This window comes from Streptomyces sp. NPDC050546 (assembly GCF_044457425.1).
Classification (GTDB): Bacteria; Actinomycetota; Actinomycetes; order Streptomycetales; family Streptomycetaceae; genus Streptomyces.
On sequence record NZ_JBITGX010000001.1, the window covers coordinates 286,140 to 310,731 of the forward strand.

At 72.1% G+C, this 24,592-nt stretch carries 25 protein-coding genes; 14 read left to right on the plus strand and 11 right to left on the minus strand.

What is annotated here, in order from left to right:
- Nucleotide 1: 1 nt before the first annotated feature.
- The 4 genes from ACIBK5_RS01325 to ACIBK5_RS01340 form a co-directional block, all read right to left on the minus strand.
- Entirely contained in the window at nucleotides 2–811 is an 810-nt protein-coding gene (locus ACIBK5_RS01325) for an MBL fold metallo-hydrolase (RefSeq protein WP_399014946.1), read from the minus strand.
- Between the two features lie 35 nt (nucleotides 812–846).
- Nucleotides 847–1,458, minus strand: a complete 612-nt coding sequence (locus ACIBK5_RS01330; RefSeq protein ID WP_399016175.1) for a DsbA family protein — start codon at nucleotides 1,456–1,458, stop codon at nucleotides 847–849.
- A 324-nt stretch (nucleotides 1,459–1,782) separates the two neighbouring features.
- Nucleotides 1,783–2,277 carry a MarR family winged helix-turn-helix transcriptional regulator gene (locus tag ACIBK5_RS01335; protein ID WP_399014948.1) on the minus strand — a complete coding sequence of 165 codons (495 nt, stop codon included), beginning with the start codon at nucleotides 2,275–2,277 and terminating at the stop codon, nucleotides 1,783–1,785.
- Nucleotides 2,278–2,359: 82 nt separating this feature from the next.
- The gene (locus ACIBK5_RS01340) at nucleotides 2,360–3,259 is read right to left on the minus strand and encodes an AraC family transcriptional regulator (protein WP_399014950.1); all 900 of its coding nucleotides are present in this window, start codon (nucleotides 3,257–3,259) and stop codon (nucleotides 2,360–2,362) included.
- 137 nt (nucleotides 3,260–3,396) lie between these two features.
- On the opposite strand from ACIBK5_RS01340, the gene ACIBK5_RS01345 reads away from it, so the two are divergent.
- Nucleotides 3,397–4,197 (plus strand): MBL fold metallo-hydrolase, encoded by an 801-nt coding sequence (locus ACIBK5_RS01345; protein ID WP_399014952.1) that lies wholly within the window; start codon nucleotides 3,397–3,399, stop codon nucleotides 4,195–4,197.
- Between the two features lie 83 nt (nucleotides 4,198–4,280).
- Here the strand turns inward: ACIBK5_RS01345 and ACIBK5_RS01350 are convergent, their stop codons facing one another.
- A complete protein-coding gene (locus ACIBK5_RS01350) occupies nucleotides 4,281–5,705 on the minus strand; it encodes a DEAD/DEAH box helicase (protein WP_399014953.1) in 1,425 nt (474 codons plus the stop codon).
- 455 nt (nucleotides 5,706–6,160) lie between these two features.
- On the opposite strand from ACIBK5_RS01350, the gene dhaK reads away from it, so the two are divergent.
- Genes dhaK through ACIBK5_RS01365 form a run of 3 tightly spaced genes read left to right on the plus strand, consistent with a single transcriptional unit; the run spans nucleotide 6,161 to nucleotide 8,203 of the window.
- Nucleotides 6,161–7,153, plus strand: a complete 993-nt coding sequence (gene dhaK / locus ACIBK5_RS01355) for a dihydroxyacetone kinase subunit DhaK (RefSeq protein ID WP_399014955.1) — start codon at nucleotides 6,161–6,163, stop codon at nucleotides 7,151–7,153.
- A 47-nt stretch (nucleotides 7,154–7,200) separates the two neighbouring features.
- Complete coding sequence (gene dhaL, locus ACIBK5_RS01360) at nucleotides 7,201–7,800, plus strand: dihydroxyacetone kinase subunit DhaL (RefSeq protein ID WP_399014957.1); 600 nt, start codon at nucleotides 7,201–7,203, stop codon at nucleotides 7,798–7,800.
- Nucleotides 7,793–8,203, plus strand: coding sequence for a PTS-dependent dihydroxyacetone kinase phosphotransferase subunit DhaM (locus ACIBK5_RS01365; protein WP_399014958.1), 411 nt, complete (start codon nucleotides 7,793–7,795; stop codon nucleotides 8,201–8,203). Before dhaL ends, ACIBK5_RS01365 begins: the two co-directional genes overlap by 8 nt.
- An 80-nt stretch (nucleotides 8,204–8,283) precedes the next feature.
- Here ACIBK5_RS01365 and ACIBK5_RS01370 read toward each other — a convergent pair whose 3' ends face one another.
- Nucleotides 8,284–8,982 carry a glycoside hydrolase family 75 protein gene (locus tag ACIBK5_RS01370; RefSeq protein WP_399014960.1) on the minus strand — a complete coding sequence of 233 codons (699 nt, stop codon included), beginning with the start codon at nucleotides 8,980–8,982 and terminating at the stop codon, nucleotides 8,284–8,286.
- A 413-nt stretch (nucleotides 8,983–9,395) separates the two neighbouring features.
- Between ACIBK5_RS01370 and ACIBK5_RS01375 the strand changes: the two genes are divergently transcribed.
- A complete protein-coding gene (locus ACIBK5_RS01375) occupies nucleotides 9,396–10,394 on the plus strand; it encodes a fibronectin type III domain-containing protein (RefSeq protein WP_399014961.1) in 999 nt (332 codons plus the stop codon).
- Between the two features lie 322 nt (nucleotides 10,395–10,716).
- Nucleotides 10,717–11,262, plus strand: coding sequence for a hypothetical protein (locus ACIBK5_RS01380; protein WP_399014963.1), 546 nt, complete (start codon nucleotides 10,717–10,719; stop codon nucleotides 11,260–11,262).
- 66 nt (nucleotides 11,263–11,328) lie between these two features.
- On the opposite strand, the gene ACIBK5_RS01385 is transcribed toward ACIBK5_RS01380, so the two are convergent.
- The 3 genes from ACIBK5_RS01385 to ACIBK5_RS01395 form a co-directional block, all read right to left on the minus strand.
- Nucleotides 11,329–11,889 (minus strand): PadR family transcriptional regulator, encoded by a 561-nt coding sequence (locus ACIBK5_RS01385; protein ID WP_399014966.1) that lies wholly within the window; start codon nucleotides 11,887–11,889, stop codon nucleotides 11,329–11,331.
- Between the two features lie 32 nt (nucleotides 11,890–11,921).
- A complete protein-coding gene (locus tag ACIBK5_RS01390) occupies nucleotides 11,922–13,937 on the minus strand; it encodes an FAD-dependent oxidoreductase (protein WP_399014968.1) in 2,016 nt (671 codons plus the stop codon).
- Nucleotides 13,938–14,048: 111 nt separating this feature from the next.
- Complete coding sequence (locus ACIBK5_RS01395; RefSeq protein ID WP_215123612.1) at nucleotides 14,049–14,417, minus strand: hypothetical protein; 369 nt, start codon at nucleotides 14,415–14,417, stop codon at nucleotides 14,049–14,051.
- Nucleotides 14,418–14,660: 243 nt separating this feature from the next.
- Here ACIBK5_RS01395 and ACIBK5_RS01400 point away from each other — a divergent pair, with 243 nt between their 5' ends.
- Nucleotides 14,661–16,739 (plus strand): SpoIIE family protein phosphatase, encoded by a 2,079-nt coding sequence (locus tag ACIBK5_RS01400; RefSeq protein ID WP_399014970.1) that lies wholly within the window; start codon nucleotides 14,661–14,663, stop codon nucleotides 16,737–16,739.
- Here ACIBK5_RS01400 and ACIBK5_RS01405 read toward each other — a convergent pair.
- A complete protein-coding gene (locus ACIBK5_RS01405; RefSeq protein ID WP_399014972.1) occupies nucleotides 16,711–17,547 on the minus strand; it encodes a putative protein N(5)-glutamine methyltransferase in 837 nt (278 codons plus the stop codon). The two genes, ACIBK5_RS01400 and ACIBK5_RS01405, sit on opposite strands and share 29 nt — an antisense overlap.
- A 283-nt stretch (nucleotides 17,548–17,830) precedes the next feature.
- Between ACIBK5_RS01405 and ACIBK5_RS01410 the strand changes: the two genes are divergently transcribed.
- The 7 genes from ACIBK5_RS01410 (at nucleotide 17,831) to ACIBK5_RS01440 (ending at nucleotide 23,866) form a co-directional block, all read left to right on the plus strand.
- Nucleotides 17,831–18,268, plus strand: coding sequence for a MarR family winged helix-turn-helix transcriptional regulator (locus ACIBK5_RS01410; protein WP_399014974.1), 438 nt, complete (start codon nucleotides 17,831–17,833; stop codon nucleotides 18,266–18,268).
- A gap of 87 nt (nucleotides 18,269–18,355) precedes the next feature.
- Entirely contained in the window at nucleotides 18,356–18,961 is a 606-nt protein-coding gene (locus ACIBK5_RS01415; RefSeq protein ID WP_399014976.1) for a sulfite oxidase-like oxidoreductase, read from the plus strand.
- Nucleotides 18,954–19,709: a ferredoxin reductase gene (locus ACIBK5_RS01420; RefSeq protein ID WP_399014978.1), complete on the plus strand. Its 756-nt coding sequence runs from the start codon at nucleotides 18,954–18,956 to the stop codon at nucleotides 19,707–19,709. Before ACIBK5_RS01415 ends, ACIBK5_RS01420 begins: the two co-directional genes overlap by 8 nt.
- A gap of 261 nt (nucleotides 19,710–19,970) precedes the next feature.
- Nucleotides 19,971–20,555 (plus strand): hypothetical protein, encoded by a 585-nt coding sequence (locus ACIBK5_RS01425; RefSeq protein WP_399014979.1) that lies wholly within the window; start codon nucleotides 19,971–19,973, stop codon nucleotides 20,553–20,555.
- Nucleotides 20,556–20,708: 153 nt separating this feature from the next.
- Nucleotides 20,709–21,677 (plus strand): acetylxylan esterase, encoded by a 969-nt coding sequence (locus ACIBK5_RS01430; RefSeq protein ID WP_399014980.1) that lies wholly within the window; start codon nucleotides 20,709–20,711, stop codon nucleotides 21,675–21,677.
- Between the two features lie 112 nt (nucleotides 21,678–21,789).
- Nucleotides 21,790–22,956: a serine hydrolase domain-containing protein gene (locus ACIBK5_RS01435; RefSeq protein WP_399014981.1), complete on the plus strand. Its 1,167-nt coding sequence runs from the start codon at nucleotides 21,790–21,792 to the stop codon at nucleotides 22,954–22,956.
- Nucleotides 22,957–23,086: 130 nt separating this feature from the next.
- Nucleotides 23,087–23,866, plus strand: coding sequence for a GntR family transcriptional regulator (locus ACIBK5_RS01440; protein ID WP_399014983.1), 780 nt, complete (start codon nucleotides 23,087–23,089; stop codon nucleotides 23,864–23,866).
- On the opposite strand, the gene ACIBK5_RS01445 is transcribed toward ACIBK5_RS01440, so the two are convergent.
- Entirely contained in the window at nucleotides 23,863–24,588 is a 726-nt protein-coding gene (locus tag ACIBK5_RS01445) for a class I SAM-dependent methyltransferase (RefSeq protein WP_399014985.1), read from the minus strand. The genes ACIBK5_RS01440 and ACIBK5_RS01445 overlap by 4 nt on opposite strands.
- Nucleotides 24,589–24,592: the final 4 nt, after the last annotated feature.

Sequence of the window (24,592 nt, forward strand, 5' to 3'; positions counted from 1 at the left end):
GTCAGCCCCACTTCATTTCGCCCTTGGCGACCTTGGCGCCGATCTGGGCGGCGATGAGCATGCCGTTGTCCGGGTAGCGGGCCACCAGCGCCTCGGTCAGGGCCGCGCCGTCGGCGGCCTTGCCCAGCTCCTCCTCGAAGGCGAGGAGGTAGTCGCGGGTGGCGGAGATCGCGGAGGCATTCGCCGGGGCGCTGGGCAGGCGGTGGCCGGGGACGACCAGCTCCGGCTGGAGCGCGGCCATCTCGTCCAGCAGCTTGATCCAGGCGGCGCGGTCGTCGGGGGTGGGGGTGTCGGCGACCCAGACGTGCTCCTGCTGGAAGAGCAGGACGCCACCGAGAAGGGCGCGGTGCTCGGCCTGCCACAGGTAGTGCCGGTCGGGCAGTCCGTCCGGGCCGCCCTTGAGCTGGAAGCGGTTTCCTTCGAGGGTGAGGTCGCCGGTCAGGGGCTCGATGTCGACCAGGCGGGTGGGCAGGTTGGGGCCGAGGGCCTCCCAGGCCTTGAGCTTGCCCTCGTAGGAGTGCTTGATGTGCTCGATGACGATCGGGGTCGCCACGAACTTCGCCTCGGGGAAGGCGTCGGCGAGGACCTCGGCGCCGAAGTAGAAGTCGGGGTCGCCGTGGCTGACGAAGACGGTGGTCAGCTTCTTGCCCGAGTCGAGGATCTCGGCGGCCAGGCGGTGGCCGTCGGCGCGGGTGAAGGCGGCGTCGACCAGCAGCGCCTCGCTCTCGCCGGTGACGAGGGTGGCGGTCTTGTTCTTGCTGCCGGCCGGGAAGTTCAGGTCGAAGATCGTGAAGGAGAGGGTGCTGCTCATGGTTGGTGCTCCTTGCATGGGTGGGGACTGCACAGTCAGGAGAGGGCGGCGAGGCGCCGGTCGACCTCGTCGGCGGTGGCGCGACCGTGGGCCAGGACGGTGACGCGGTCACCGTCGACGGCGAGCAGGGTGGGGAAGCCGGTGACGCCCAGTTGGGCACAGCGGCGGAAGTCGTCCGACGCAGCGTCGTACGCCTCGGGGGACTCGAAGGCGGAAACGACAGCGTCGGAGTCAAGGCCGGCGTCTTCGGCGACCTTCCGGTAGGTGGCGGCCTCGGACAGGCTGAAGCCGTCGAGGTAGAAGGCCCGTTGGAGGGCATCGGCCAGTTCCGGTGCGCGGTCGGGGGCAGCCCGGCGCAGGGCGGCGACGCCGCGTGCGGCTGCCTCGGAGTCCATGACGAACGAGCCGTCGGCGATCAGCCGGTCGTACCCCTCACCGAACCGGGCGCCGGTGAGCTCGGCGATCTGGGCGTTGGCGCCCTGGACGTATCCGAACTCGCGGATCGGCACCCGGCGCGAGCCGGTGAACAGTCCGCCGGAGATCACCTCCACGGGCAGGTCCGGGTGACGGGAGACGACCTCGCGCAGGGTGGGGGAGAAACCGTGCGACCAGCCGCAGTAGGCGTCGAAGGCGTAGACGAGCTGCATCGTGAACCTCGGCATCGGGGTGGGGTGCTCGCCTGGTGCGAGCGGTTCACCGACACCAACAGTATCTGACTAGTCAGATATTTCTGAGTTCGACTGTCCGGCGATTCCAGCCTGGCCCACGTGTCGGCCCAGCTCATGGACCCAGCGGGAACTTGGGGTCAAGGAGTGCCAAAGCTTGCGACCGTTCGGACACATCTCGTAGAGCCGCAGTATTTGCACGGGGGGAGATCGCCGGGGGCACGGCCACGCCGCAGCCGGGTTGACGTGCGCCCTTGCGGCGACGAGTGCGGGAAGGGGCCTCCGGGGGCGGGGGCCCCACAGTCCTCACGGAAGCCGGGGCAGAGTGTCCCGCGCCGTGTGGCTCAGGATGCGCAGGTCCTCGGCGAACCGGTCCCGGTCCTCGACCGGCAGGGGCGCCAGGAAGTAGCGCCTGATGTTCTCGACATGGATCCGGGACGCGGAGACCGTGGTCTCCTCCCCGAGCGGCGTCAGGCGCACCAGCCTCCCGCGCCGGTCACCGGGATCCTCGACCCGTTCGACCAGGCCGGCCACCTCCATACGGTCCACCAGACGCGTGGCTCCACCTGTCGTCAGGACCTGCTCCTGGGCGACGGCCCGCATCGACAGCCCCGGCTCCCCCGCCCTGCCCAGGATGAGCAGCACCTCGAACATCAGATGGCTGATACCGCACTCCACCTCCAGAGCCCGCCCCAGGATGTACTCCAGCCGGTTCGCGGCCCCCTGCAGACGCCCGAAAGCCAGAATCAACGCGTTGTTCGCGGCGTCGCTCGATGTCGAGATCTCCGCATGCTCGTCCACGGTCCTGACGCCCCTTCCGTTCCTGCTTCCACCCGACCATCGATCATGCCGCACCGGCTGGGCGCCGAGTCCGCCGACGTGGCTACCGGCCCTGGTGGGCCAGCCGGAACGCGCCCGGGGTCACTCCGGCGTGACGGGTGAAGAACTTGCCGAAGTTGGTGGGCTCGGGGAAGCCGAGGCGGCGCGCGATGGTGGCCACCGGTTCCTGGGTGTGGGCGAGCAGCCGTCGGGCCTCCAGGGCGACGCGGCCGTCGATGACGTGTTTGACGGGTTGCCCGGTGGCGGCCGTGCAGGCCCGGGTGAGGGTCTTGACGGTGTAGCCGAGGCGCTGGGCGTAGTCGGCGGCGCGGCGGGTGGTGGCATAGCCGCGTTCCAGCTCGGCGCGGAACCGGGCGTACACCTCCCCGCCCGCGTGCGGGTCACCGCCGCCCTCAGGGCGGGGCAGCCGGTCGATCTGCAACAGCACGATCGCCAGCAGGAGTTGGAGGATCTCCGCCGACACGGTTTGCGCCTCGCGGTCGTACTCGGCCCGCAACTGGCCCAACAGCGTGGACAGCACGGCGTACTCGGGGCCGGCACCCAACTGCCGGCACCCGGGCCCGTACCACTCGTTCACCAGCCGGTCGGCGCTGCTGCTGTGGGGCGGGAAGGCCGATGTGAACAGCAGGTGCGTCCCGTTGGCCGTGCCCGGCCGGACGAAACGCTGGACCTGGCCCGGCCGCACCCACAGCAGGGTGCCGGGGCGGCAGGGGTAGGTCACGAAGTCGATCGCGTGCTCGCCACTGCCCTCGGTGATGAGGGTGAGGGTGTGGAAGTCCACCCGGTGCACCAGGTCGGGCCGCCTGCCACGCAGCCGACGCCGCTCGTGGAGCGTGGCCAGATCGATGATCTCGAAGCCGGGGACCCGCTCCTCGGGCGGACGGAAGCCGAGCCGAAGGATGGCGCCGCCGTCTGGGACGGGATCGGCTCCCTCAGGAGTCACGGGTCCCACCAGGATCTCCAGATGTCCTCGATCTACCACACCGGGTCTCCAGCGTATCTCGTCCGCCTGCGCTTTCCCGGCGAGAGTGGAGGACGTCAAGGCAGCGCGATGCGCCTTGAACCACAAGGAGATTCCCCATGAACGGCACAGTCACGGTCCTCGACAAGGGCGCGGTCCGCATCCACAGCTACATGTCGCCGGCCGACACCTTCCACACCACCACCCAGCTGATCGAGACCCCGGCGCGGATCATCGCGATCGACGCCCAGCTGCTCCCCGCCTACGCCGACGAGGCGATCGCCTACGCCAAGGGACTCGGCAAGCCGCTCGACCGGCTCATCGTCACCCACGCCCACCCGGACCACTACAACGGCGCCTCCCGCTTCGGGGCCCCCGTCCACGCGCTGGCCGATGTGTGCGAACAGATCATCGCGCGTGGCGACAGCACGCTGCCCACAGGCCAGGTCATCCCGGTCACGGACTTCACACCCGACGTGGAGATCGTTCCGGGCACCGAGGTCATCGACGGCGTCCCGTTCGTCTTCGAGGCCGTCTCCGGCGGTGAGGCCGCCGACGAGCTGCTCATCAGGCTGCCCGACCAGCGGGTGCTGATCGCCCAGGACCTCGTCTACAACAAGGTCCACCTCTACCTGGGCAACAACGACATCACCGGCTGGGAAGAGGCGGTCGACGCGCTGGCCACCGAGTCCGGCTACGACACGGTCCTGGCGGGCCACGGTCTGCCCACCGGGCCGGAGGTCTACGCCGAGGTTCGCCGCTACCTCGCCGACGCCCGCGAACTCCTCGGCGACGACGGCGAGGCGTACAAGAAGGCGATCGTGGACCGCTACCCCGCCCACGTCGGCCCGTTCATCATCGACATCGCCAACCGGTCCCTGGGCACCGTCCGACACGCAGAAGGGCCCACAGGATATTGACCCGGCGTCACCGACGAAGGTGAGCTGGCTCTTGTCCGTGAAGTTCCTGATCTCGCCGTTGCCCGGGATCCGGGAGACCGGGGTCAGCCGCCGCGCCGCACCCGGGCCGCCTTGCGGGCCTCCGCGAGCTTGCGGGCCTCGCTGCTCTTGCGGGACGACCTGCCACCGGAGCCGCTCTTCGCGTCCTTGGCGCTGCCCAGGCCGCGGAACGGGGCGTTGTGGTTCTTGGGGCGCGATACGGCAGGGCCGCCGTCGAGAGGCTCTCCGGAGGGGACCTTGGCGCCGGTGATCCGGCTCAGCTCCGCCTCGCCTGACCGCACTTTGGTGACCTTGGGAGCGACGTCGGCGTCCGCCATGACCTGGCTCGTCTCGCGGCGCTGTCCCGACAGGACGAGTGTCACGACGGTGCCGAAACGGCCGGCCCGAGCGGTGCGGCCGGCACGGTGCAGATAGTCCTTCGGGTCGGTGGCCGGGTCGACGTTGACCACGAGGTCGAGGTCGTCGACGTGCAGTCCGCGTGCGGCGACGTTCGTCGCCACCAGCGAGGTGACCTGCCCGTTCCTGAACTGGGCCAGGGTCCGGGTGCGCTGCGGCTGGGACTTCCCGCTGTGCAGGGCGGCGGCGGCCACTCCGCTGGCCCGCAGATGCCGCGTGAGCTGGTCGACACCGTGCTTGGTGTCCAGGAACAGCAGGACGCGGCCGTCCCGGGCGGCGATCTCCGTGGTCACGGCGTACCGGTCCGGGCCGTGTACGACGAAGACGTGGTGCTCGATCGCGGGCACCGCGCTGCTGGACGAGGGGTCCACGGCGTGCACGGCGGGATCGCGCAGATAGCGCTGCACCAGCTGGTCGACGTCGCGGTCGAGGGTGGCGGAGAACAGCATCCGCTGCCCGTCGGGCCGCACCTGGTCCAGGATCTCGGTGACCTGCGGCAGGAAACCCATGTCACACATCTGGTCGGCCTCGTCCAGGACCGTGATGCGCACCCGCCCCAGTCGGCAGGCCTTGCGCTCGATGAGGTCGTACAGCCGACCGGGCGTGGCGACGACGATCTCGGCGCCGTCCCGAAGCACGGCGGTCTGCCGTCCGATGGACACTCCACCCACCACGGTCGCGAGCCGTAGCCGCAGCGCCTCGGCGTACGGGGTGAGCGCCTCACCAACCTGCTGTGCCAGCTCCCTGGTGGGCACCAGAACGAGCGCCAGCGGCTCTTTGGGCTGCGCGCGCCGCCCGGCCGTCCGGGCGAGCATCCCCAGGCCGAAGGCGAGCGTCTTGCCGGATCCTGTACGGCCCCGGCCCAGGACGTCACGTCCCGCGAGCGCGTTCGGCAGCGCCGCCGCCTGGATGGGAAACGGCACAGTCACACCGTGCTCGTCCAGCGTCCGCAGAACCTCGGCCGGCAGCCCCAGCTGCGCGAAGGACGCCAGCGCGGGCAGCGCCGCGGTGGCGCTCGCCGCCTCGGACACACGGTCCTGCTGCCGGGCATCGCCACGTGCTGATTCGCTCACAAGAAGCCTTCCTCCAAAGGAACCGTACCGAGGAAGGCGCGGCGGGGACGCGGTCACCGGCCAGGGACACCGAACGGAGCACCGACACAGCGACCCTGCAAACGGTCGACGTTAGCACAGGGCACGCCGATACCGTCCGTGACCGCGTCATTGAGCGGACCAACGTCGCTACCCCGTCGGCGTCTTCTGCTCTGCGTGGGCCAGGCCGAACTCGCGGCATGGAAGGTGGGACACAATGTCCGGCAGCAGCGCACAGACCGACCGCCGCCGACCACGTCAGGGAACTGACGCCCTGTCATCAAGGTCAGCATTCAGTCAGCATCAGTACCGCCACAGCCCGCCCCGGACCGCCGCGAACCGCCGCGAACCGCCAAGATCGAAAACTGGTAAAACCCAAGTTGGCCTGCGAAGCTGGAGTTCAAGGGCTCATCTACTAGTTTCCCTAGGAGGTACCCGTGAAGATGTTGATCAACGTCCCGGAGACCGTGGTCGCGGACGCGCTGCGCGGTCTGGCGGCTGCCCACCCGGAGCTGACCGTGGACGTGGAGAACCGGGTGATCGTGCGGCGGGACGCCCCCGTGGCCGGAAAAGTGGGGCTGGTCTCGGGCGGAGGCTCGGGCCATGAGCCGTTGCACGGGGGTTTCGTGGGTCCCGGCATGCTGTCGGCGGCCTGTCCGGGCGAGGTGTTCACCTCCCCGGTGCCCGACCAGATGCTGCGCGCGGCCGCCGCCGTGGACAGCGGGGCCGGGGTGCTGTTCATCGTGAAGAACTACACCGGCGACGTGCTCAACTTCGACATGGCCGCCGAGCTGGCCGAGGACGAGGGCATCCAGGTCGCGAAGGTACTGGTCAACGATGATGTGGCGGTGACCGACAGTCTCTACACGGCTGGTCGGCGTGGCACCGGCGCGACCCTGTTCGTGGAGAAGATCGCGGGTGCCGCCGCCGACGAGGGCATGCCGCTGGAGCAGGTGGAGGCCATCGCCCGGCAGGTCAACGAGAACTCCCGCAGTTTCGGTGTCGCGCTGAGCGCCTGCAGCACTCCGGCCAAGGGCAGCCCCACCTTCGATCTGCCGACCGGCGAGCTGGAGTTGGGCATCGGGATCCACGGCGAGCCCGGCCGGGAGCGGCGGGCGATGATGACTTCCGGCGAGATCGCCGAGGCCGCCGTCGAGGCGGTGGTGGAGGACCTCCAGCCGCGCAATCCCGTGCTGGTCCTCGTCAACGGCATGGGCGCCACGCCCCTGCTCGAGCTGTACGGCTTCAACGCCGAGGTGCACCGAGTACTCGCCCAGCGCGGCGTACCCGTGGCCCGTGTCCTCGTGGGCAACTACGTCACCTCCCTCGACATGGCGGGCGCCTCGCTCACCCTCTGCCAGGTCGACGAGGAGTTGCTGCGGCTGTGGGACGCGCCGGTGAAGACGGCGGGTCTGCGCTGGGGCATGTGACGCGCGGGGTAAAGGATCACCCCGTATCTACCAGGCAAGGAGATCCAGTGCTCGACGCCGATTTCTTCCGTCGTTGGATGACGGCGGCCGCCGCGTCCGTCGACCGTGAGGCGGAACGGCTCACCGCCCTCGACTCCCCCATCGGGGACGCCGACCACGGCAGCAACCTCCAGCGCGGGTTCAGGGCCGTGGCGGCCGCACTGGAGAAGGAGGCCCCCGGAACACCCGGCGGGGTGCTGACACTGGCCGGACGCCAGCTCATCTCGACGGTCGGCGGTGCCTCGGGGCCGCTCTACGGCACGCTGCTGCGCCGTACCGGCAAGGCGCTCGGGGATGCCTCCGAGGTCAGTCCGGAGCAGCTGGCCGAGGCGCTGCGGACCGGGGTGGACGCGGTCATGACGCTCGGCGGTGCCGCCCCCGGCGACAAGACCATGATCGACGCGCTGGTGCCCGCGGTGGACGCGCTCGGTGACTCGTTCGCGGCGGCGCGGGCCGCCGCGAAGGAGGGCGCCGTGGCGACGACGCCCCTGCAGGCGCGCAAGGGCCGGGCGAGCTATCTGGGTGAGCGCAGCATCGGGCACCAGGACCCGGGTGCCACGTCGTCGGCGCTCCTCCTCGCCGCGCTCGCGGAGGCCGCCGATGAGTGACGAGCGGCTTGTGGGAATCGTGCTGGTGTCGCACAGCGCGGAGGTGGCGGCGTCGGTCGCCGCGCTGGCGAAGGGGCTCGCGGGCGGTGGCCCGGCGGTGCCCGTCGCTCCGGCGGGCGGCACCGAGGGCGGCGGGCTCGGCACCAGCGCCGAGCTGATCGCCGCGGCGGCCACGTCCGTCGATCGTGGTGCGGGCGTCGCCGTCCTCACGGACCTGGGCAGCGCGGTGCTCACCGTGAAGGCGCTGCTCGCGGAGGGCGACGAACTGCCGGAGCTGACCCGGCTGGTGGACGCCCCGTTCGTGGAGGGTGCCGTGGCCGCCGTCGTCACGGCCGGTACAGGTGCGGATCTGGCGGCCGTGGAGGCGGCCGCCGCGGAGGCGTACACGTACCGGAAGGTGTGAGACCGGACCCGGGCACGCCGGACGGCGGCGGGCCCGGGCCACGGCCGGTGAGCGTGCGGCTGTCACTGACGCCCCGTCAATCACTGGGCCCCGTCGACGAATCGCCTCGCCACCCGCTCCCCCGTCGTCACGGCCGCCGCGTGATCCTCGATCGGCGACACCCGGGTGTTCTTGAAGACGATGTAGGTGACGCCCGAGGCCGTGCCGCCCCGGAGCGGGTGGGGGCGGATGCCGAGGGCCTCGGCCGTCGCGTAGGAGGCCTCTCCGATGACGCCCCGCGGGCCCGTGTCGCCGACGACCGCGTACTGCACCTGGTCGCGGTAGACGACGGCCACGACCGAACCGCCGCCCACGCCGTGGTCCCGGTAGTCCCAGATGCGGCTCGGGGCGGGCACGACGATGAAGGGGAGACGTTCGGAGCTCAAGGGGCGGCCGTCGGACTGGGAGTAGGCGGTCGTGGCGGCGAAGTACGGGTCGGTGCGGCGGTTGCAGCGGGGTCCGGGGCGGCCGTCGCAGTCGATGTCCATGTCCGCCTTCCAGAAGACGGCGTCACGGGTACCGCAGACCGGGATCTTCGCGGAGGCGCCGTAGTCCTTGCGGTACCGGCCGCGGGAGACGGGAGTGCAGTCCCGTGCCCTGGCCAGCAGGTCGGCGGCGCTGACGGGGTCCCCGCGCCACACCACCGACTGGGTGCGCGGCTGGGCCGGCGCGGCGAGCGGTGTCGTCGGGACGAGCAGGGCGGCGCTGGCCGCGGCCAGTGTGAGCGACTGGACACGCACGATGGGTGAGCCTCTCGTGAGGGAACCTGACGGGCACTCAGCCCCATCTGTTCCCCCGGGCTGTTGATCCGGTCACCCTCAAAGGGCCGGACGGCGCACTCCCCCAACCACCGACAGGGGCCGGGGGCCTGAGTCCGTGTGGGACCCGGGCCGCCCGGCCACCCGCGCCGGCACGGGATCTGCGACGACAGCGGTCCGCGCGACATGCCCGAACTCGCTGGTGTCCGCCAGGAGTTCGACCGTGAGCGACTTCAGCATACGTAACCCTTCCGAGTGCTCACGAACGGCGGGGGTGACGTCCGACCGCCTCGGCGCGCCTTGTCACCCTTCACCACCGCCCTCTTGATGTGATCGCGCCAGTCGCGTCATATTGGTCCGGACCATTCCCGAGTGCCGTACCGGGAGGCAGTGCCGTGCGACGCGTTCCCGTCCCGTTCTCCGCTCCCGCCCGGCTCCTCAGGCGCGTCGCACTCTGCGGGACCCTCGCGCTGGTCGCCGCCTGCGGCTGGGCCGGAGCGGAGGAGAAGGACGCCGGTGGTCTGCCCGGGACGCCGACGGGCGTCACCGCGGAGGCGGGCAGCGCGACGAGCGTGCACGTCATGTGGAACGTGACCGCGCGTGCCGATGCCTACGAGGTGTATCGCGGCACCACGAAGGTCAGGGAAGTACCGGGTTCGAAGCACATGGTGGACGTCACCAGGCTCCGGCCGTCCACGGTGTACGTCTTCACCGTACGGGCGCGGGACACCGACGGACGGCTCGGGCCGCCCAGCCGTCAGGTCCGGGCGCGGACACCCGCGGCCGTCGCGGACGACCACTCGGCGCCGACCCGCCCCTCGGCTCCCGGCGGACGGGCGGCCGGAAGCCGGGCGGTCCAGCTGTCCTGGTCGGCCTCGACGGACGACCGGGACGTGGTGTCGTACGACATCCACCAGGGAGACGCAAAGATCCACAGCGTGAGCGGAGACCAGACTGCCGCCGTGGTCACGGGGCTGCGGCCCGGCACGTCCTACGCGTTCACCGTCCGGGCCAGGGACGCGGCCGGCAACGTCTCCCCGGCCAGTACCACCGTCCGTCTCACCACCCCGGGCACCGACGACGGCCGCGCCACGGCCCCCACCGGCTTCCGGGTGACGAGCCACCGCGAGGACGGGGCGTACCACGTCGACCTGAGCTGGGTGCCGCCCCGTCTGGACGGCGAGATCACGGAGTACCAGATCCAGCTCGACGGCCGCCCGGCCACGTCCCTCGTGTACGGCGGGAGCGCCCCGCGCGACCGGGCGACGCACAGCTTCTACGTGGGGCAGGCCGCCGGTGTCACGCACCGCGTCCGCATCCGAGCGATGCTGCCGGACGGCACCTGGGGCGGCTTCTCGGCGGAGCGGACGGTGACGACGGGCGCGCGGCGGTGACACGGGGACCCGGAGCGGCGACGCGGGGACCCGAGGCGGCGACTCGGGCACCCCGGGCGGTGACGCGGGCACCCGAGGCGGCGATCACCCGAAGCGGCGAGGCGGGCACCTCGGCGGCGGCGCCGGGCCCACGGCGATGTCGTATCCCCGTCGGCCGGCCGGCGGGCGGGCGACGGGCGGTCGGCGTCACCTGCACGGCGGAATCCGGCGTGCGGCCCGGGCCCGGGGAGCTTTGGCTGACCCCTGAGGCAGCACGGGCGTTTCCCGACCCTCGGCGGCGCTAGGGATGTACCGCCAACCGTGCCGCCGGAGGGCAGTCCACATGCGCAACTCATCGCCAGTTCTCCGCTCCGGCCTGACCGTGGCAGCCGCCGCTCTGCCCCTCGCCCTGGCCGCGATGCCCGCTGCGGCGGGTCCGGGCATCTCCGTGAGCACCACGGGTAACACGGTGTCGGTCACGACCAGCGCCTGCACACAGATCAACGGCAGCTGGGGCACCGCCTCCCTGCTCACCAGCAGCCAGGGCAGCTTCGCCCAGGGGCGCCAGGTGACCCTGTCGGGGACGTCCACCAGCCAGTCCGCCGCCTGGTCGAGCGTCAGCGCGGGGACGTACACCGTCATCGTCATCTGCTCGGACGGCACGACCGCGGGCACCCAGTCCGTCGTCGTCTCCCCGAGCCCCTCCCCCACGGCCACGAGGTCCCCGTCCCCGTCGGCGTCGCCGTCCCGCGGCGTCATGGGCGGTTCCGGCGGAAGCGCCACGGACTACGGGACCGTGACGCTGGTGGCGGGCGGCACGCTGGTCGGGGCCGGCCTGTTCGGGACGGCCTGGTATCTACGCCGGCGCAACAAGCCGTACCGGTTCTGACCCGGTACGGACGGCGGCCCGCCCTCCCGAAGCGCTCCGGTCGGGCGGGCCACCGTCACACCCCGGTCAGGCCGGGCGGGTCGGCTCGCCGTCCGGGAGTTCGGCGAACTCCGCCACGGCGCGGCTGAGCCACTGGGTCCAGAAGGTCTCCAGGTCGATGCCGGCCCGCAGCACCAGATGCCGCAGCCGGTCCTCGGTGCCGTCCCGGCCGGGCGGGAAGTCGCGTTGCTCGATCTCCCGGTACTCCGCCAGCTGCCGCTCGTGCAGCCGCAGATGGCGTCGCAGATCGTCCTCCAGGCCCGCCGTGCCCACCACGGCCGCCGCCCTCAGCCGCAGCAGCAGCGTGTCGCGGTGCGGCTTGGGGTCCTGGGAGGCGGCGGTCCAGCGGGCCAGTTCGGCGCGGCCCGCGTGCAGCACCTCGTAGCTCTTCTTCTGCCCGCGCGCCGGCTGTTCGGACGGCAGGGCCCGGATCAGGCCGTCGGCCTCCAGTTTTCCCAGCTCGCGATAGATCTGCTGGTGCGTCGCCGACCAGAAGTAGCCGATCGACCGGTCGAACCGGCGGGTCAGCTCAAGGCCCGACGACGGCTTCTCGAGCAGGGCGGTGAGGATCGCGTGCGGGAGTGACATACCAGTCATCCTAGGGACGGGCGGCGGGCCCCCTACAGCTCCGCCGCCAGCTCGGTGCCCTGCTTGATGGCCCGCTTGGCGTCGAGCTCCGCGGCCACGTCGGCGCCGCCGATCAGATGCGTGCTGCGCCCGGCGGCGACCAGCTCCTCGTACAGTCCGCGGCGCGGCTCCTGGCCGGTGCACAGCACGATCGTGTCGACCTCCAGCACCGTGCTCGCGCCGTCGACCGTGACATGCAGTCCGGCGTCGTCGATCCGGTCGTAGCTCACGCCCGGGACCATGGTGACGCCGCGGTGCTTGAGTTCGGCGCGGTGGATCCAGCCGGTGGTCTTGCCGAGTCCGGCGCCGACCTTGGACGTCTTGCGCTGGAGCAGATGGACGGTGCGCGGCGGGGCGGGCCGCTCCGGCGCGGCGAGGCCGCCGGGGCCGCGGTAGTCGAGGTCGACGCCCCACTGGCGGAAGTACGTGGCCGGGTTCTCGTGGGCCTTGTCGCCGGCGTCCGTGAGGTATTCGGCGACGTCGAAGCCGATGCCGCCGGCGCCGAGGATCGCGACGCGGTCGCCGACGGGGGCGCCGTCGCGCAGGACGTCGAGGTAGCCGAGGACACTCGGGTGGTCGATGCCGGGGATGTCGGGGGTGCGCGGGCTGACGCCGGTGGCGACGACGACCTCGTCGTAGCCGTCGACGTCCGCGACCGTGACGGACGTGTTCAGCCGTACGTCGACGCCGTGCCAGTCGAGCTGGGTGCGGAAGTAGCGGAGCGTCTCGTCGAACTCCTGCTTGCCGGGGACCTTGCGGGCGACGTTGAGCTGGCCGCCGATCTCGCTCGCGGCGTCGAAGAGGGTGACGTCGTGGCCGCGCTCGGCCGCGGAGACGGCGCAGGCGAGGCCGGCCGGTCCCGCGCCGACGACCGCGACGCGTTTGCGCAGCCGGGTCGGGGAGAGCACGAGTTCCGTCTCGTGGCAGGCGCGCGGGTTGACCAGGCAGGAGGTGATCAGGCCGCTGAAGGTGTGGTCGAGGCAGGCCTGGTTGCAGCCGATGCAGGTGTTGATCGCCTCGGGCCGGCCGGCCTCCGCCTTGATGACGAAGTCCGGGTCGGCGAGCATCGGGCGGGCCATCGACACCATGTCGGCCGCGCCCTCGGCGAGCAGTTCCTCGGCGAGCTCGGGGGTGTTGATGCGGTTGGTGGTGACGAGCGGGACGGACACCTCGCCCATGAGCCGCTTGGTCACCCAGGTGTACGCGCCGCGCGGCACGGAGGTGGCGATGGTGGGGATGCGGGCCTCGTGCCAGCCGATGCCGGTGTTGATGATCGTCGCCCCGGCGGCCTCGACGGCCTTGGCGAGGGTGATCACCTCGTTTAGCGTCGAGCCCCCCGGGACGAGGTCGAGCATGGACAGCCGGTAGACGACGATGAAGTCCTCGCCGACCGCCTCGCGCACCCGCCGCACGATCTCCAGCGGGAAACGCGTGCGGTTCTCGTACGAGCCGCCCCAGCGGTCGGTGCGCTGGTTGGTGTGCCGGGCGATGAACTCGTTGATGAGGTAGCCCTCGGAGCCCATGATCTCGACGCCGTCGTAGCCGGCCTGCCTGGCCAGGCGGGCGGCTCGGACGTAGTCGTCGATGGTGCGCTCGACGTCGGCGTCGGTGAGCTCGCGGGGCGGGAAGGGGCTGATCGGCGCCTGGAGCGGGCTGGGCGCGACGAGGTCCTGGTGGTAGGCGTACCGGCCGAAGTGCAGGATCTGCATCGCGATCCGCCCGCCCGCGTGGTGCACGGCGTCGGTGATGACCCGGTGCTGCTCGGCCTCCGTCTCGGTGGTGAGCTTCGCGCCGCCCTCGTACGGTCGTCCCTCGTCGTTGGGTGCGATGCCGCCGGTGACGATCAGGCCCACTCCGCCGCGGGCGCGGGCGGCGTAGAAGGCGGCCATGCGCTCGAAACCGCCTTCGGCCTCCTCCAGGCCGACGTGCATGGAGCCCATGAGGACCCGGTTGGGCAGGGTCGTGAAGCCCAGGTCGAGGGGGGTCAGCAGGTGCGGGTAACGGCTCATCGTCGGGCCCTCCGTGCGCGGTGTCGTCCCCGTAGTTCTAGAGGACCATCGGCGCTTTATGCAACTAGTTGCATAAGGTGATGGAGGGCACACCGGGCTACGGCCAGGGAATCACCGGCTCTCGAGGCGCACGTGCAGTTCCTTCTCCTGGTCGCCGGGGACCGTGGTCAGGTCCTGCACCGCGAACAGGGAGTCCAGCCTCATGCGGAACTGTTCGATCGCCCAGTACCCGCCGTGCAGGTCGGCGTCGACGGAGGACGACAGCCGGGCCGGCCGCGCGCCCTCGTGCGTGTCGGCGACGTCGAAGGTGCCGAGCCACACGGTCGGACGGGTCTCGTGCAGTTCCTCGGGCACGTCGTCGGCGCACCGGTCCGACTCGAAGCAGGCGCACAGCGTGTCGAACACGATCCGGGCGTCGTGCTTGCTGCATCCGCTGATCTCCACCGAGACGGAGTGGGGGTGCGGTCGCTCAAGGTCCATCGTGACGCTCCTCTTCTGGTCACGCTGCCGTATCCGCCCCTACCCCAGCAAAGCACCACCTTCCGACGAGCACTACCGGCAGCACCCCGTCGACAGTGACCGGTTTGCGGGGCGGTACGCGCCGTGTTGGGAGATGGTGGAAGGTGACGGAAGGGGCCTCGAGAAAACGGCTCCGCGCGGTAGAACATGGGGTGTCGGCACCATGACGGCGTGCCGCGAGGATCGGCGAAGGCGGGGCGTGGGATGAGTGCAGCCGGGTCTCCCGTGGCCGAGGGCGACGAGCCCCCGCGCGGGTCCGCGCGACCGAGCGGGCTGCTCGACGTCCTGCGCGTGGCCTCGGTGGTCCTCGACTCCGAGGGCCGCATCGTGCTGTGGAGCCCGCAGGCCGAGGAACTGTTCGGGTACGAGGCGCGGGAGGCGCTCGGGGAGTACGCCGCCCGGATCATGGTCCACGAGCAGCACGTCGACCTCGTGGTCAAGCTGTTCGCGGACGTCATGGGCACCGGGCAGAGCTGGGCCGGCGCCTTCCCCATCCGCCGCAAGGACGGCAGCACACGGCTCGTGGAGTTCCGCAACATGCGGCTGCTGGACGACGAGGGCGACGTCTACGCGCTCGGTCTGTGCGCCGACCAGTCGACCGTGCACCGGCTGGAGCGCGAGGTGGCGCTGTCGACGCGGATGATCGCGCAGTCCCCGATCGGACTGGCCGTGCTGGACACCGAGCTGCGGTACGTCTCGGTCAACGCGGCACTGGAGGAGATCAACGGTCTGCCGGCCGAGGAGCACCTGGGCCGCACGGCCCACGAGGTGGTGCCGCAGATGGACGTCGAGGCCCTGGAGGCCGCGGCGCGCCGGGTCCTGGACACCGGCAGGCCGGTCGTCGACCAGTCCACGATCGGCCGCACCCCGGCCGATCCGGACCAGGACCACGCCTGGTCGATCTCGCTGTACCGGCTGGAGAACGCCTTCGGGACCGTGCTGGGCGTGGCCGTCTCGATCGTCGACGTCACCGAGCAGTACCGGGCGGGCATCGAGGCCGAGGCCGCGCGGCGGCGTCTGGCCCTGATCGCGGACGCCTCCGGCCGAATCGGCACCTCGCTGGACCTGGACCGCACGGCCCGCGAGCTGGCCGAGGTCGCCGTGCCGGAACTCGCCGACATCGCGGCCGTCGATCTGCTGGACGCGGTGGTACAGGGGCGGCGCACCAGCCTCGGCCCCGCCGAGTCGGCCGTGATCCGCGCGCTGGCGGTCCAGGGGTACGACTCGGTCGAGGCCCTGGAGGCGGCGGATCCTCCGGGGCAGGTGGCCCGGTACGCGCCCGACCGGCTCGTCACCGAGTGCGTGCGCACGGCCCGTCCCGTGATGCTGCCGCAGGTCACGGACGAGGATCTGCCGCGTATCGCCCGTTCCCCGGAGGCGGCGAAGCTGCTGGGCCGGGCCGGGGTGCACTCCTATCTGGCGGTGCCACTGATCGCGCGCGGCGAGGTGCTGGGCGCGCTGGATCTCAAGCGCACCCGCAATCCGCTGCCCTTCGCCGAGGACGACCTGCTGCTGGCGCGCGAGCTGGCCGCCCGTGCGGCCGTGCAGATCGACAACGCCCGCTGGTACCAGAGCGCCCGGGACACCGCGCTCACCCTCCAGCGCAGCCTGCTGCCCAGTCATCCACCGGTGACGGGCGGCCTCGAGGTCGCCTCCCGCTACCAGCCGGCCGGGGCCACCAGCGAGGTCGGCGGCGACTGGTTCGACGTCATCCCGCTGGACGGCGGCACGACCGCGCTCGTCGTGGGCGATGTGATGGGCAGCGGCATCCCCGCGGCGGCGACCATGGGCCGGCTGCGTACGGCGACGAACACCCTGGCCTCCCTCGACCTCGACCCGGCGCGGCTCCTGGAACACCTCGACAGGATCACCGAAGGGCTGGAGCAGGCCATCGCCACCTGTGTCTACGCCGTCCACGACCCGCATCTGCGACAGTGCCGGATCGCCAACGCCGGGCATCTGCCACCGGTGCGCGTCCGGGCCGGCCACCCCCCGGAGCTGCTCGACCTGCCGACCGGGGTGCCCCTCGGCGTGGGCGGCGTCGCCTTCTCGACGACCACGGTCGACCTGGAACCGGGCGACCGTCTGGTCCTCTACACCGACGGACTGGTCGAGACCCGCCGCGACCCGCTCGACGAACGCCTCGACACCCTCCTGTCCCTGCTCGACGGCCCTGACCGGCCCCTGGAGGAGGTCTGCGACCTGCTCCTGCGCACGCTGCACGAGCCGGACAACTTCGACGACGTGGCCCTGCTCATCGCGCGGGCGACGGCCCCGGACTGAGCAGCGCCCGCCCCCTCACCCCGATCACCACATGCGCGTACAGCTCCTCCGAGACGGCCAGGCGGGTCGTCAGACCGTGGCGTTCGAAGGTGGCGACGGCGGTCGGTGCCTGGTGCCGGCTGGTCTCCACCAGGACGCAGCCGCCGGGGGCGAGCCAGCGGGGGGCCTCGGCCGCGACCCGGCGCAGGACGTCGAGGCCGTCCGTGCCGCCGTCGAGGGCGACCCGCGGCTCGTGGTCACGGGCCTCGAGGGGCAGCAGGCCTATCTCGTCGCTGGGCACGTACGGCACATTGGCGGCGAGGATGCCGACGCGGCCGAGCAGCTCACCGGGCAGCGCCTCGAACAGGTCGCCCTGGTGGACATGCCCCCCGGCGGCGACGTTGCCGCGGGCGCAGCCCACGGCAACGGGATCGATGTCGGCGGCGTGCAGCTCGACGCGGCCCAGCCCGGCTGCCAGCGCCACACCGACGGCACCCGTGCCGCAGCACAGGTCCACGACGACGGTGGCTTCGGGCGCCTGGGCGAGGGCCTGTTCCACCAGGAACTCGGTGCGGCGGCGCGGCACGAAGACGCCGGGGTCGACGGTGACGCGCAGGCCCCGGAACCCGGCCCAGCCCACGACGAGTTCGAGGGGCAGACCCTCGACGCGGCGCTCGGCCATGGCGGCCGCTTCGGCCGGGGTGCGCGCGGTGGAGAGGATCAAGTCGGCCTCGTCCTCGGCGAAGACGCACCCCGCGGTGCGCAGGGCGTCGACCATGGAGTCACGGGACAGCGGCATGGAGGGCGGGACAGAAGACACAGACGGCATGGATGCCAGGAGCCTTTCGAGAGCCGAAGGGCGCTCCGGCGGTCGCCTACAGGCGGCGATCCGCGCGACATCGAGGAGTGAGCACCCGAGCTGACACAGCGATAATGGGTCTCACCTCCTCGTCTTCCGACGGCCGGGATGGTCCACAGCCGGACGGCAACACTACCTGACGGACCGGCCGCCCGGTACGGGACCGGAATCGGCCGCCCCAGCCAATGGTTGGGTTGTGCAACCATGGAGGGTGAGCAGCAGCGATGTGCGGCAACGCCCTGAGGGAGGCCAGGTGAACGCAGCCGAAGCCGTGGAGACCATCCAGCGGGAGATGACGGTCTTCGCCCGCCGCGCCCGTGCGGCGGCGGGGCGGATGCACCCCGAGCTGTCGCTGGTGTCGTACACGCTGCTCGGGCACCTGGAGGAGAGCGGCGGCTGCCGGGCCACCGACCTGGCGGCCCACTACGCCCTGGACAAGTCCACCGTCAGCCGCCAGGTGGCCGCCCTGGAACGCGCCGGTCTCATCGAACGCCGCTCCGACACGGAGGACCAGCGCGTTCTGGTGCTGCATCTGACGGAGGCCGGCCGACGCATCCTGGCCCAGGTCACCGAGAGCCGCCGGATCGCCTTCCGGGAGCGGCTGGCGGACTGGCCGGCCGAGGACCTGTCGCTGTTCGCCGACTACCTCGTGCGCTACAACGCGGGCTCCGGACCCGGTCGGCACGACTAGGGCGCACCGCACGTACGGTTGAATGCGCAATCACTGATCATGCCGGGCCCGACGGGCACCGTCGGCCCGGTCCGGAGGCAGCACCCCATGCACATCACCAGAGGCTTCACCGGGCGACCGCGCGTCGACGACCCCGGCCTGCCGCCCGGCCAGTACGACGCCGGCGACGACTGGCCCGTCCTGTCCGCCGAGGTCACTCCCGACCTGGCGCCCGCCGACTGGACGTTCCGCGTCGACGGGCTGGTGGACGAGCCCCGCACCTGGGACTGGGAGGAGGCGCACCGGCTGCCGCCGTCTGCGTACGAAGGCGCCATCCACTGCGTGACGAGCTGGTCCAAGTTCGGGGTGCGGTTCTCGGGCGTCTCCCTGGACGCATTCCTGGATGTGGTCCGGCCCCATGGGTCGGCGACCCATGCCGTCGCCTACTCGCACACCGGCTACACCACGAACCTCCCGCTCGCCGACCTGAGCGGTGGCCGGGCGTGGATCGCCTGGGAGTACGACGGCAGCCCGCTGCCCGCCGAGCACGGCGGCCCGGCACGACTGCTGGTGCCGCATCTGTACTTCTGGAAGAGCGCCAAGTGGATCGCCGGCCTGCGGATCCTCGACCACGAGGAGCCGGGGTTCTGGGAGCAGAACGGCTACCACGGGCGGGGCAACCCCTGGGAGGAGCAGAGGTACTCCGGTGACTGAGACCTTCGTGCCTCCCACGCGCTTCGCCGTGCCCGGGCGCATCGCCGTGAGCGAGCAGGCCGCCTCCGAGTGGCAGACCGCCACGCTGACCGAGATCCGCCGCGAGACCGCGCGTGCCGCCACCTTCCGGTTCGCCGTGCCCGGCTGGCCGGGGCACCTGCCCGGCCAGCACCTGATGGTGCGGCTGACCGCCGAGGACGGCTACGTGGCCCAGCGCCACTACTCGATCGCGTCCGCTCCGGACGACTCCGGGCACATCGAGCTGACCCTGGACCACGTCGACGGCGGCGAGGTCTCGGGCTGGTTCCACACCGTCGCCCGGCCCGGCGACCAGGTCGAGGTACGGGGCCCGGTGAGCGGCTTCTTCGCCTGGCCCGGCGACCGGCCCGCGCTGCTGATCGGCGCAGGCTCCGGCGTCGTACCGCTGATGTCGATGGTCCGGCACCACCGGGCGCGGAACCTGGCCGTACCGCTGAAGCTGGTGGTGTCCGCGCGCGGTCCCGAGGAGCTCATCTACGCCCGGGAGTTCGGCGCGGAGACGACGCCGGTGTTCACCCGCGTCGCACCGGAGGGTGTGCCGGTGGGACGTATGACCGCGGCACATGTGGCGCCGCTCCTGGCCGAGCAGCCGTCCGGTGGGTGGGAGACCTATGTGTGCGGCTCCAACTCCTTCGCCGAGCACGCCTCCCGGCTGCTGGTGACGGCCGGTCAGCCCGTGGACCGCATCCGGATCGAGCGTTTCGGCTGATCCGGAAGGCGCGCTGTGCTCGAAGGTGCGCTGATCCCGAAGGCGCCCCCTCTCCCCCGGTGTTTCGCCCGGATCGGCCCGGGCACCCAGCCGGAGGGCTTCGGCACACGACCGCCAGTGACTCCCCGCGCACGCGACGACGCCGCCGGGGAGCGGACCGACGGCCCGGCCACGACGAGCGATCGATGCGCGTCGGAGGGGTACCCGATCCGTGTGGGCACTCGCACGCGTGGCATGACGCGGAGGGAGCGGGAGGTCGACATGCGAACCCGGGTGCGCGGCTGGCGCTGGCGGAGCAGTCCGCTGCGGCGCCGCTCCGATGTCGTCGAGGCGTGGACGGCGCTGGTGGTCGCCGTTCTGCTGCTCGTGGGCGCGCCGCTGGCGGGAGCGGCGGCGGCCCGGTGGGCCCATGACGAGGCGACGTCCCTCTCGATGGAACAGCGGGCCGAGCGGCATCGTGTCCGTGCCGAGGTGGTCGGCGGGAAGGGCGACTCGCTGCCGTCGGCGCAGTCCGGCGGGCAGCACGCGTTCCGCGCCACCGTGCGCTGGACGGAGCCGGGCGAGGGGACGCGCACCGCGACGGCACCGGTCGCGGCGGGCACCCGGCAGGGCGAGGTCGTGGACATCTGGTTCGACTCCCGGGGGCGGAACGTGCCCCCTCCCGTGGACGGCACAGCGGTCTGGCAGCACACCCTCACCATCGGCACATGTGCCGCGGGCGGTGCGGTGCTCGTCGTGCTTCTGTGCCACTACGCCGTGCGCCGGGTGGCACTGCGCCACAGGCTGGCCGAGTGGGACCGGGCATGGGCCCGTACGGAACCGGAGTGGACGCACCGCCGCGCCTGACGCGCCCTGGGGACGGCGAGTGGGGGATGGCGGGTGACGGGCACCGCCCCGGATCCGGGCTACGACAAAATGCCTGGCGAGCCCTCCGGCCGCCCACGTAGTGTGATCATCCGCTCTGTCTCCGCAGCTGTTCCTCACCCAAGGCGGTCCTGCATGGCCCTGTTCGACCTTCCTCTCGATGAACTCCGCGAGTACCGCAGCGCGTCCCCCGAGCCCGAGGACTTCGACGCGTTCTGGTCCAAGACGCTCCAGGAGACGCGCGAGCACGAGCTGGACGCCCGCTTCGAACCGGTCGACACGGGCCTGTCCACCGTGCAGGTGTTCGACGTGACGTTCGCCGGCTTCGGTGGTCATCCGGTCAAGGGCTGGCTGACACTGCCGGCCGGGGCGGACGGGCCGCTGCCTCTGGTCGTGGAGTTCATCGGCTACGGCGGAGGACGCGGACTGCCGCACGAGCATCTGCTGTGGGCGTCCTCGGGCCGGGCGCACTTCGTGATGGACACCCGCGGGCAGGGCAGCGCCTGGGGCGCCGGCGGCGGCACGGCGGACCCGGTGGGCGGCGCGCCGGCCTTCCCGGGCTTCATGACGCGCGGTATCGACGCGCCGGAGAACTACTACTACCGCCGGGTGTTCACGGACGCCGTGCGGGCCGTGGAGGCGGCCCGTTCGCACCCCCTCACCGACGCCACGCGCACGGTGGCCGTCGGCGCCAGCCAGGGCGGCGGCATCACGATCGCGGTGGGCGGCCTGGTCCCCGACCTGGCGGCCATCGCGCCGGACGTGCCGTTCCTGTGCGACTACCCGCGCGCGGCGACACTCACGGACCGGCACCCGTACCGGGAGATCGGCCTGTACCTCAAGACGCACCGCGGTCGCGCCGCGGACGCCCTGCGCACGCTCTCCTACTTCGACGCCGTGCACTTCGCCGCCCGCGGCAACGCCCCCGCGCTCTTCTCGGCGGCCCTGGAGGACCAGACCTGCCCGCCCTCGACGGTCTTCGCGGCCTTCAACGCCTGGAGCCACGAGGACAAGGAGATCGAGGTGTACGACTTCAACGACCACGAGGGCGGCGGCCCCTTCCAGGAGGCGGCCAAGCTGCGCTGGATGCGCTCGTACATCTGATCCGGCCGTTCACCGCCGACGGGCTTCCGCACGGTCCCGACCAGTCGGTACGTTCTTCGCGCCCGGGCCGCTCCACGGCGGCCCGGCCCCGAGACGGTCGGCGGAGGGGCTCATGTCCGAGAACGAGACACAGGTGAGCGGACACTGCGACGCGCGGTTCGCCGCGGTACGCGGGGCGTTTGAGGAGAACTTCCGGGAGCGGGACGAGCTGGGCGCCTCGGTGGCCGTCACCGTCGGCGGCGCGACGGTGGTGGAGCTGTGGGGCGGCTGGGCCGACGCGGAGCGCTCCCGGCCGTGGGAGCGGGACACTCTGGTCAATGTGTGGTCCACGACCAAGGGCCCGGTGGCGCTGTGCGCACACATCCTCGCCGACCGGGGGCTGCTGGACCTCGACGCGCCGGTCGCCGAGTACTGGCCCGAGTTCGCGGCGGCGGGCAAGGAGAAGGTCCTCGTACGGCATCTGCTGTCGCACCGCGCCGGTCTGGCCGGGCTGCGCGAACCGCACTCGCTGGAGCAGCTCTGCGACTGGGAGCTGACCACACAGCGGCTCGCGGCGGCGCAGCCCTGGTGGGAACCGGGAACCCGGTCCGGCTATCACGCGCTCACCTACGGCCATCTGGTCGGCGAGGTCGTACGGCGGGTCACGGGGCTGCGCCCCGGGGCCTTCCTGGAGCGCGAGGTGACCGCGCCGCTGGGGATCGACTTCCGTATCGGACTGCCGGCGAAGGACTCCGGCCGGGTGGCCGAGCTGGTCCAGCCGCCGGTGACGGCGAGCAGTGCACAGGCCGCAGTCTTCGCCCAGTTGGCACCGGCGGCGATCGCGGCGCTGACCAACCCGTCGGTGGCCGCGGCCGGGGCCAACACCCCCGAATGGCGGGCCGCCGAGATTCCCGCGGCGAACGGGCACGCCACCGCGCTCGCGATCGCCGAGCTCTACGGCGTCTTCGCGGGGCGCGGTTCGCACGGAGACCACCGTGTCCTGTCCCCCGAGGCGGCCGAACGGGTGCGCGAGGGGCAGGGCAGCTGCCGGGACCTGGTGCTCGGCGCCGGGTTCGAGCACGAGACGGAGGTGGGGCTCGGGCTGTGGCTCAGCGGATCCAACGGCTCCTACGGACCCAACCCGCGCGCTTTCGGCCACGACGGCTTCGGCGGCTCGTGCGGGCTGGCCGACCCGGAGGCGGAGGTGTCCCTCGGGTATGTGATGAACCGTATGGGGCCTCACATCGCGGACGACCCGCGGAAGACGGCACTGGTCGACGCCCTGTACAGCGCGCTGTGACGGCGGGCTCGGGCGGTCCGGTTTCGGCCGAACCGTCCGGCCGCTCTTCCCGTCTGGTTTAGACCAATGCTAGATCTGGTGGCGCACCGAGTCCGTACCACTACCGCACGTCACCACCAGGAGGCGCGGCATGGCCCGCACCACCCCGCACGACCACCCGCCGGCCGAGGAAGAGCCCTTGTACCGGCGGATCGCGACGCGATTGCTCGGCGAACTGCGCGACGGCACCGTCCCGCCCGGTGAACGACTGCCGGGCGAACGGCGGCTGGCCGGGCACTTCGGGGTCAGCCGGGAGACCGTACGGCAGGCGCTGGAGCTGCTGCGCCGAGACGGCCTGGTCACCACCGACCGGCGCGGCAGCCACGCCACCCTGCCCGGTCTGCCGGTGGAAACCCCGGCGTCGCTCGCCTTCCCGGTAGGCGCGGCGGCCGCCACTCCGGGCACGGTCGCCCGCGCCACCGTCACCTGGGAGCCGCCCCCGCCGGACCACGCCGAGGTGCTGGGACTGACCCCGGGCCGGCCCACCCTGGTCCACACCTACCGGTGCGCGACCTCCGACGGACGCGGCCTGCGGACCGCCGTGACGTCCTTCTCGGCCGTGGCACTGGCGGAAGTGGAGGAGCTGGCCCTCCCCCACTGCCTGAACGGCGTGGGAGGTGCCCCCATCCGCGACCGCGCCGACGGCACCGCCACCGCACACCTGCGGCGGGCCTACGGCTGGATGCGCCGGGCCGGTCTGACGCTGCACCACCGCGACGCCATCACCCGCCCCGCGAGCACGCCGTCGGTGCGGGTCACCAGGCAGGTGCACGACCAGTACGCGCGCCCGCTGGAGATCACCGACCTGGTCGTGGACGCCCGACAGGACGCGCTGGTCTACGAGTTCACCCTGCCGGGCCGCGCCGGCTAGTCCGGCGACCGGGCCACGACGAGCCGTACCCGTGGACTGCCGTCCCGTCGCTGTCCGAACTCCGGCAGCGCGTGGAGGTCCACCCGGAAGCCGGCGCGTGCCAGCTCGCGCTGTACGTCCCCGAAGCGGAACGCGCGGTAGTACATGACGAACGGAGGCCGCCACAGCGCGTTGCGCACCCGCATCACCACGTCGAAGCCGAGCAGCATCCAGTAGCCGAGCGAGCCCGGGCGGGGCGGGGCGACCAGCGGGAACGCGAAGCAGCCGCCCGGCCGCAGGACCGAGCGGACCTGGGTGAACAGACCGGGCAGTTCACGGGGCAGGAAGTGGCCGAAGGCCCCGAAGCTGACCACCAGGTCGAAGGCGGGAGCGAAGGGCAGGGCGCGGGCGTCCGCCCTGACCCAGGAGACCGGCGGCCCCTCGGGCTTGACCCGCTCCCGTGCGATGTCGAGCATGCCCGCGCTGAAGTCGACGCCGGTGACCCGCTCCCGGCACACCCCCGCCAGCACGCCGACGCCCGCGCCGGTGCCGCAGCACAGGTCGAGGCCGGCATCGAAGGGGCCCATGCGGCGCAGTGCCGACCCGACGGCGTCGAGGACCGCTTCGGGTGTCCGGAAGGGGGTGTGGTCGAACTTCGGCGCGAGGAGGTCGTAGCCGCGCTCGACGGACGACAGCGCCTGGACGGCGAGTTCGCGCAGCGTGGGACCTTCGGGGCTGAACATCGGC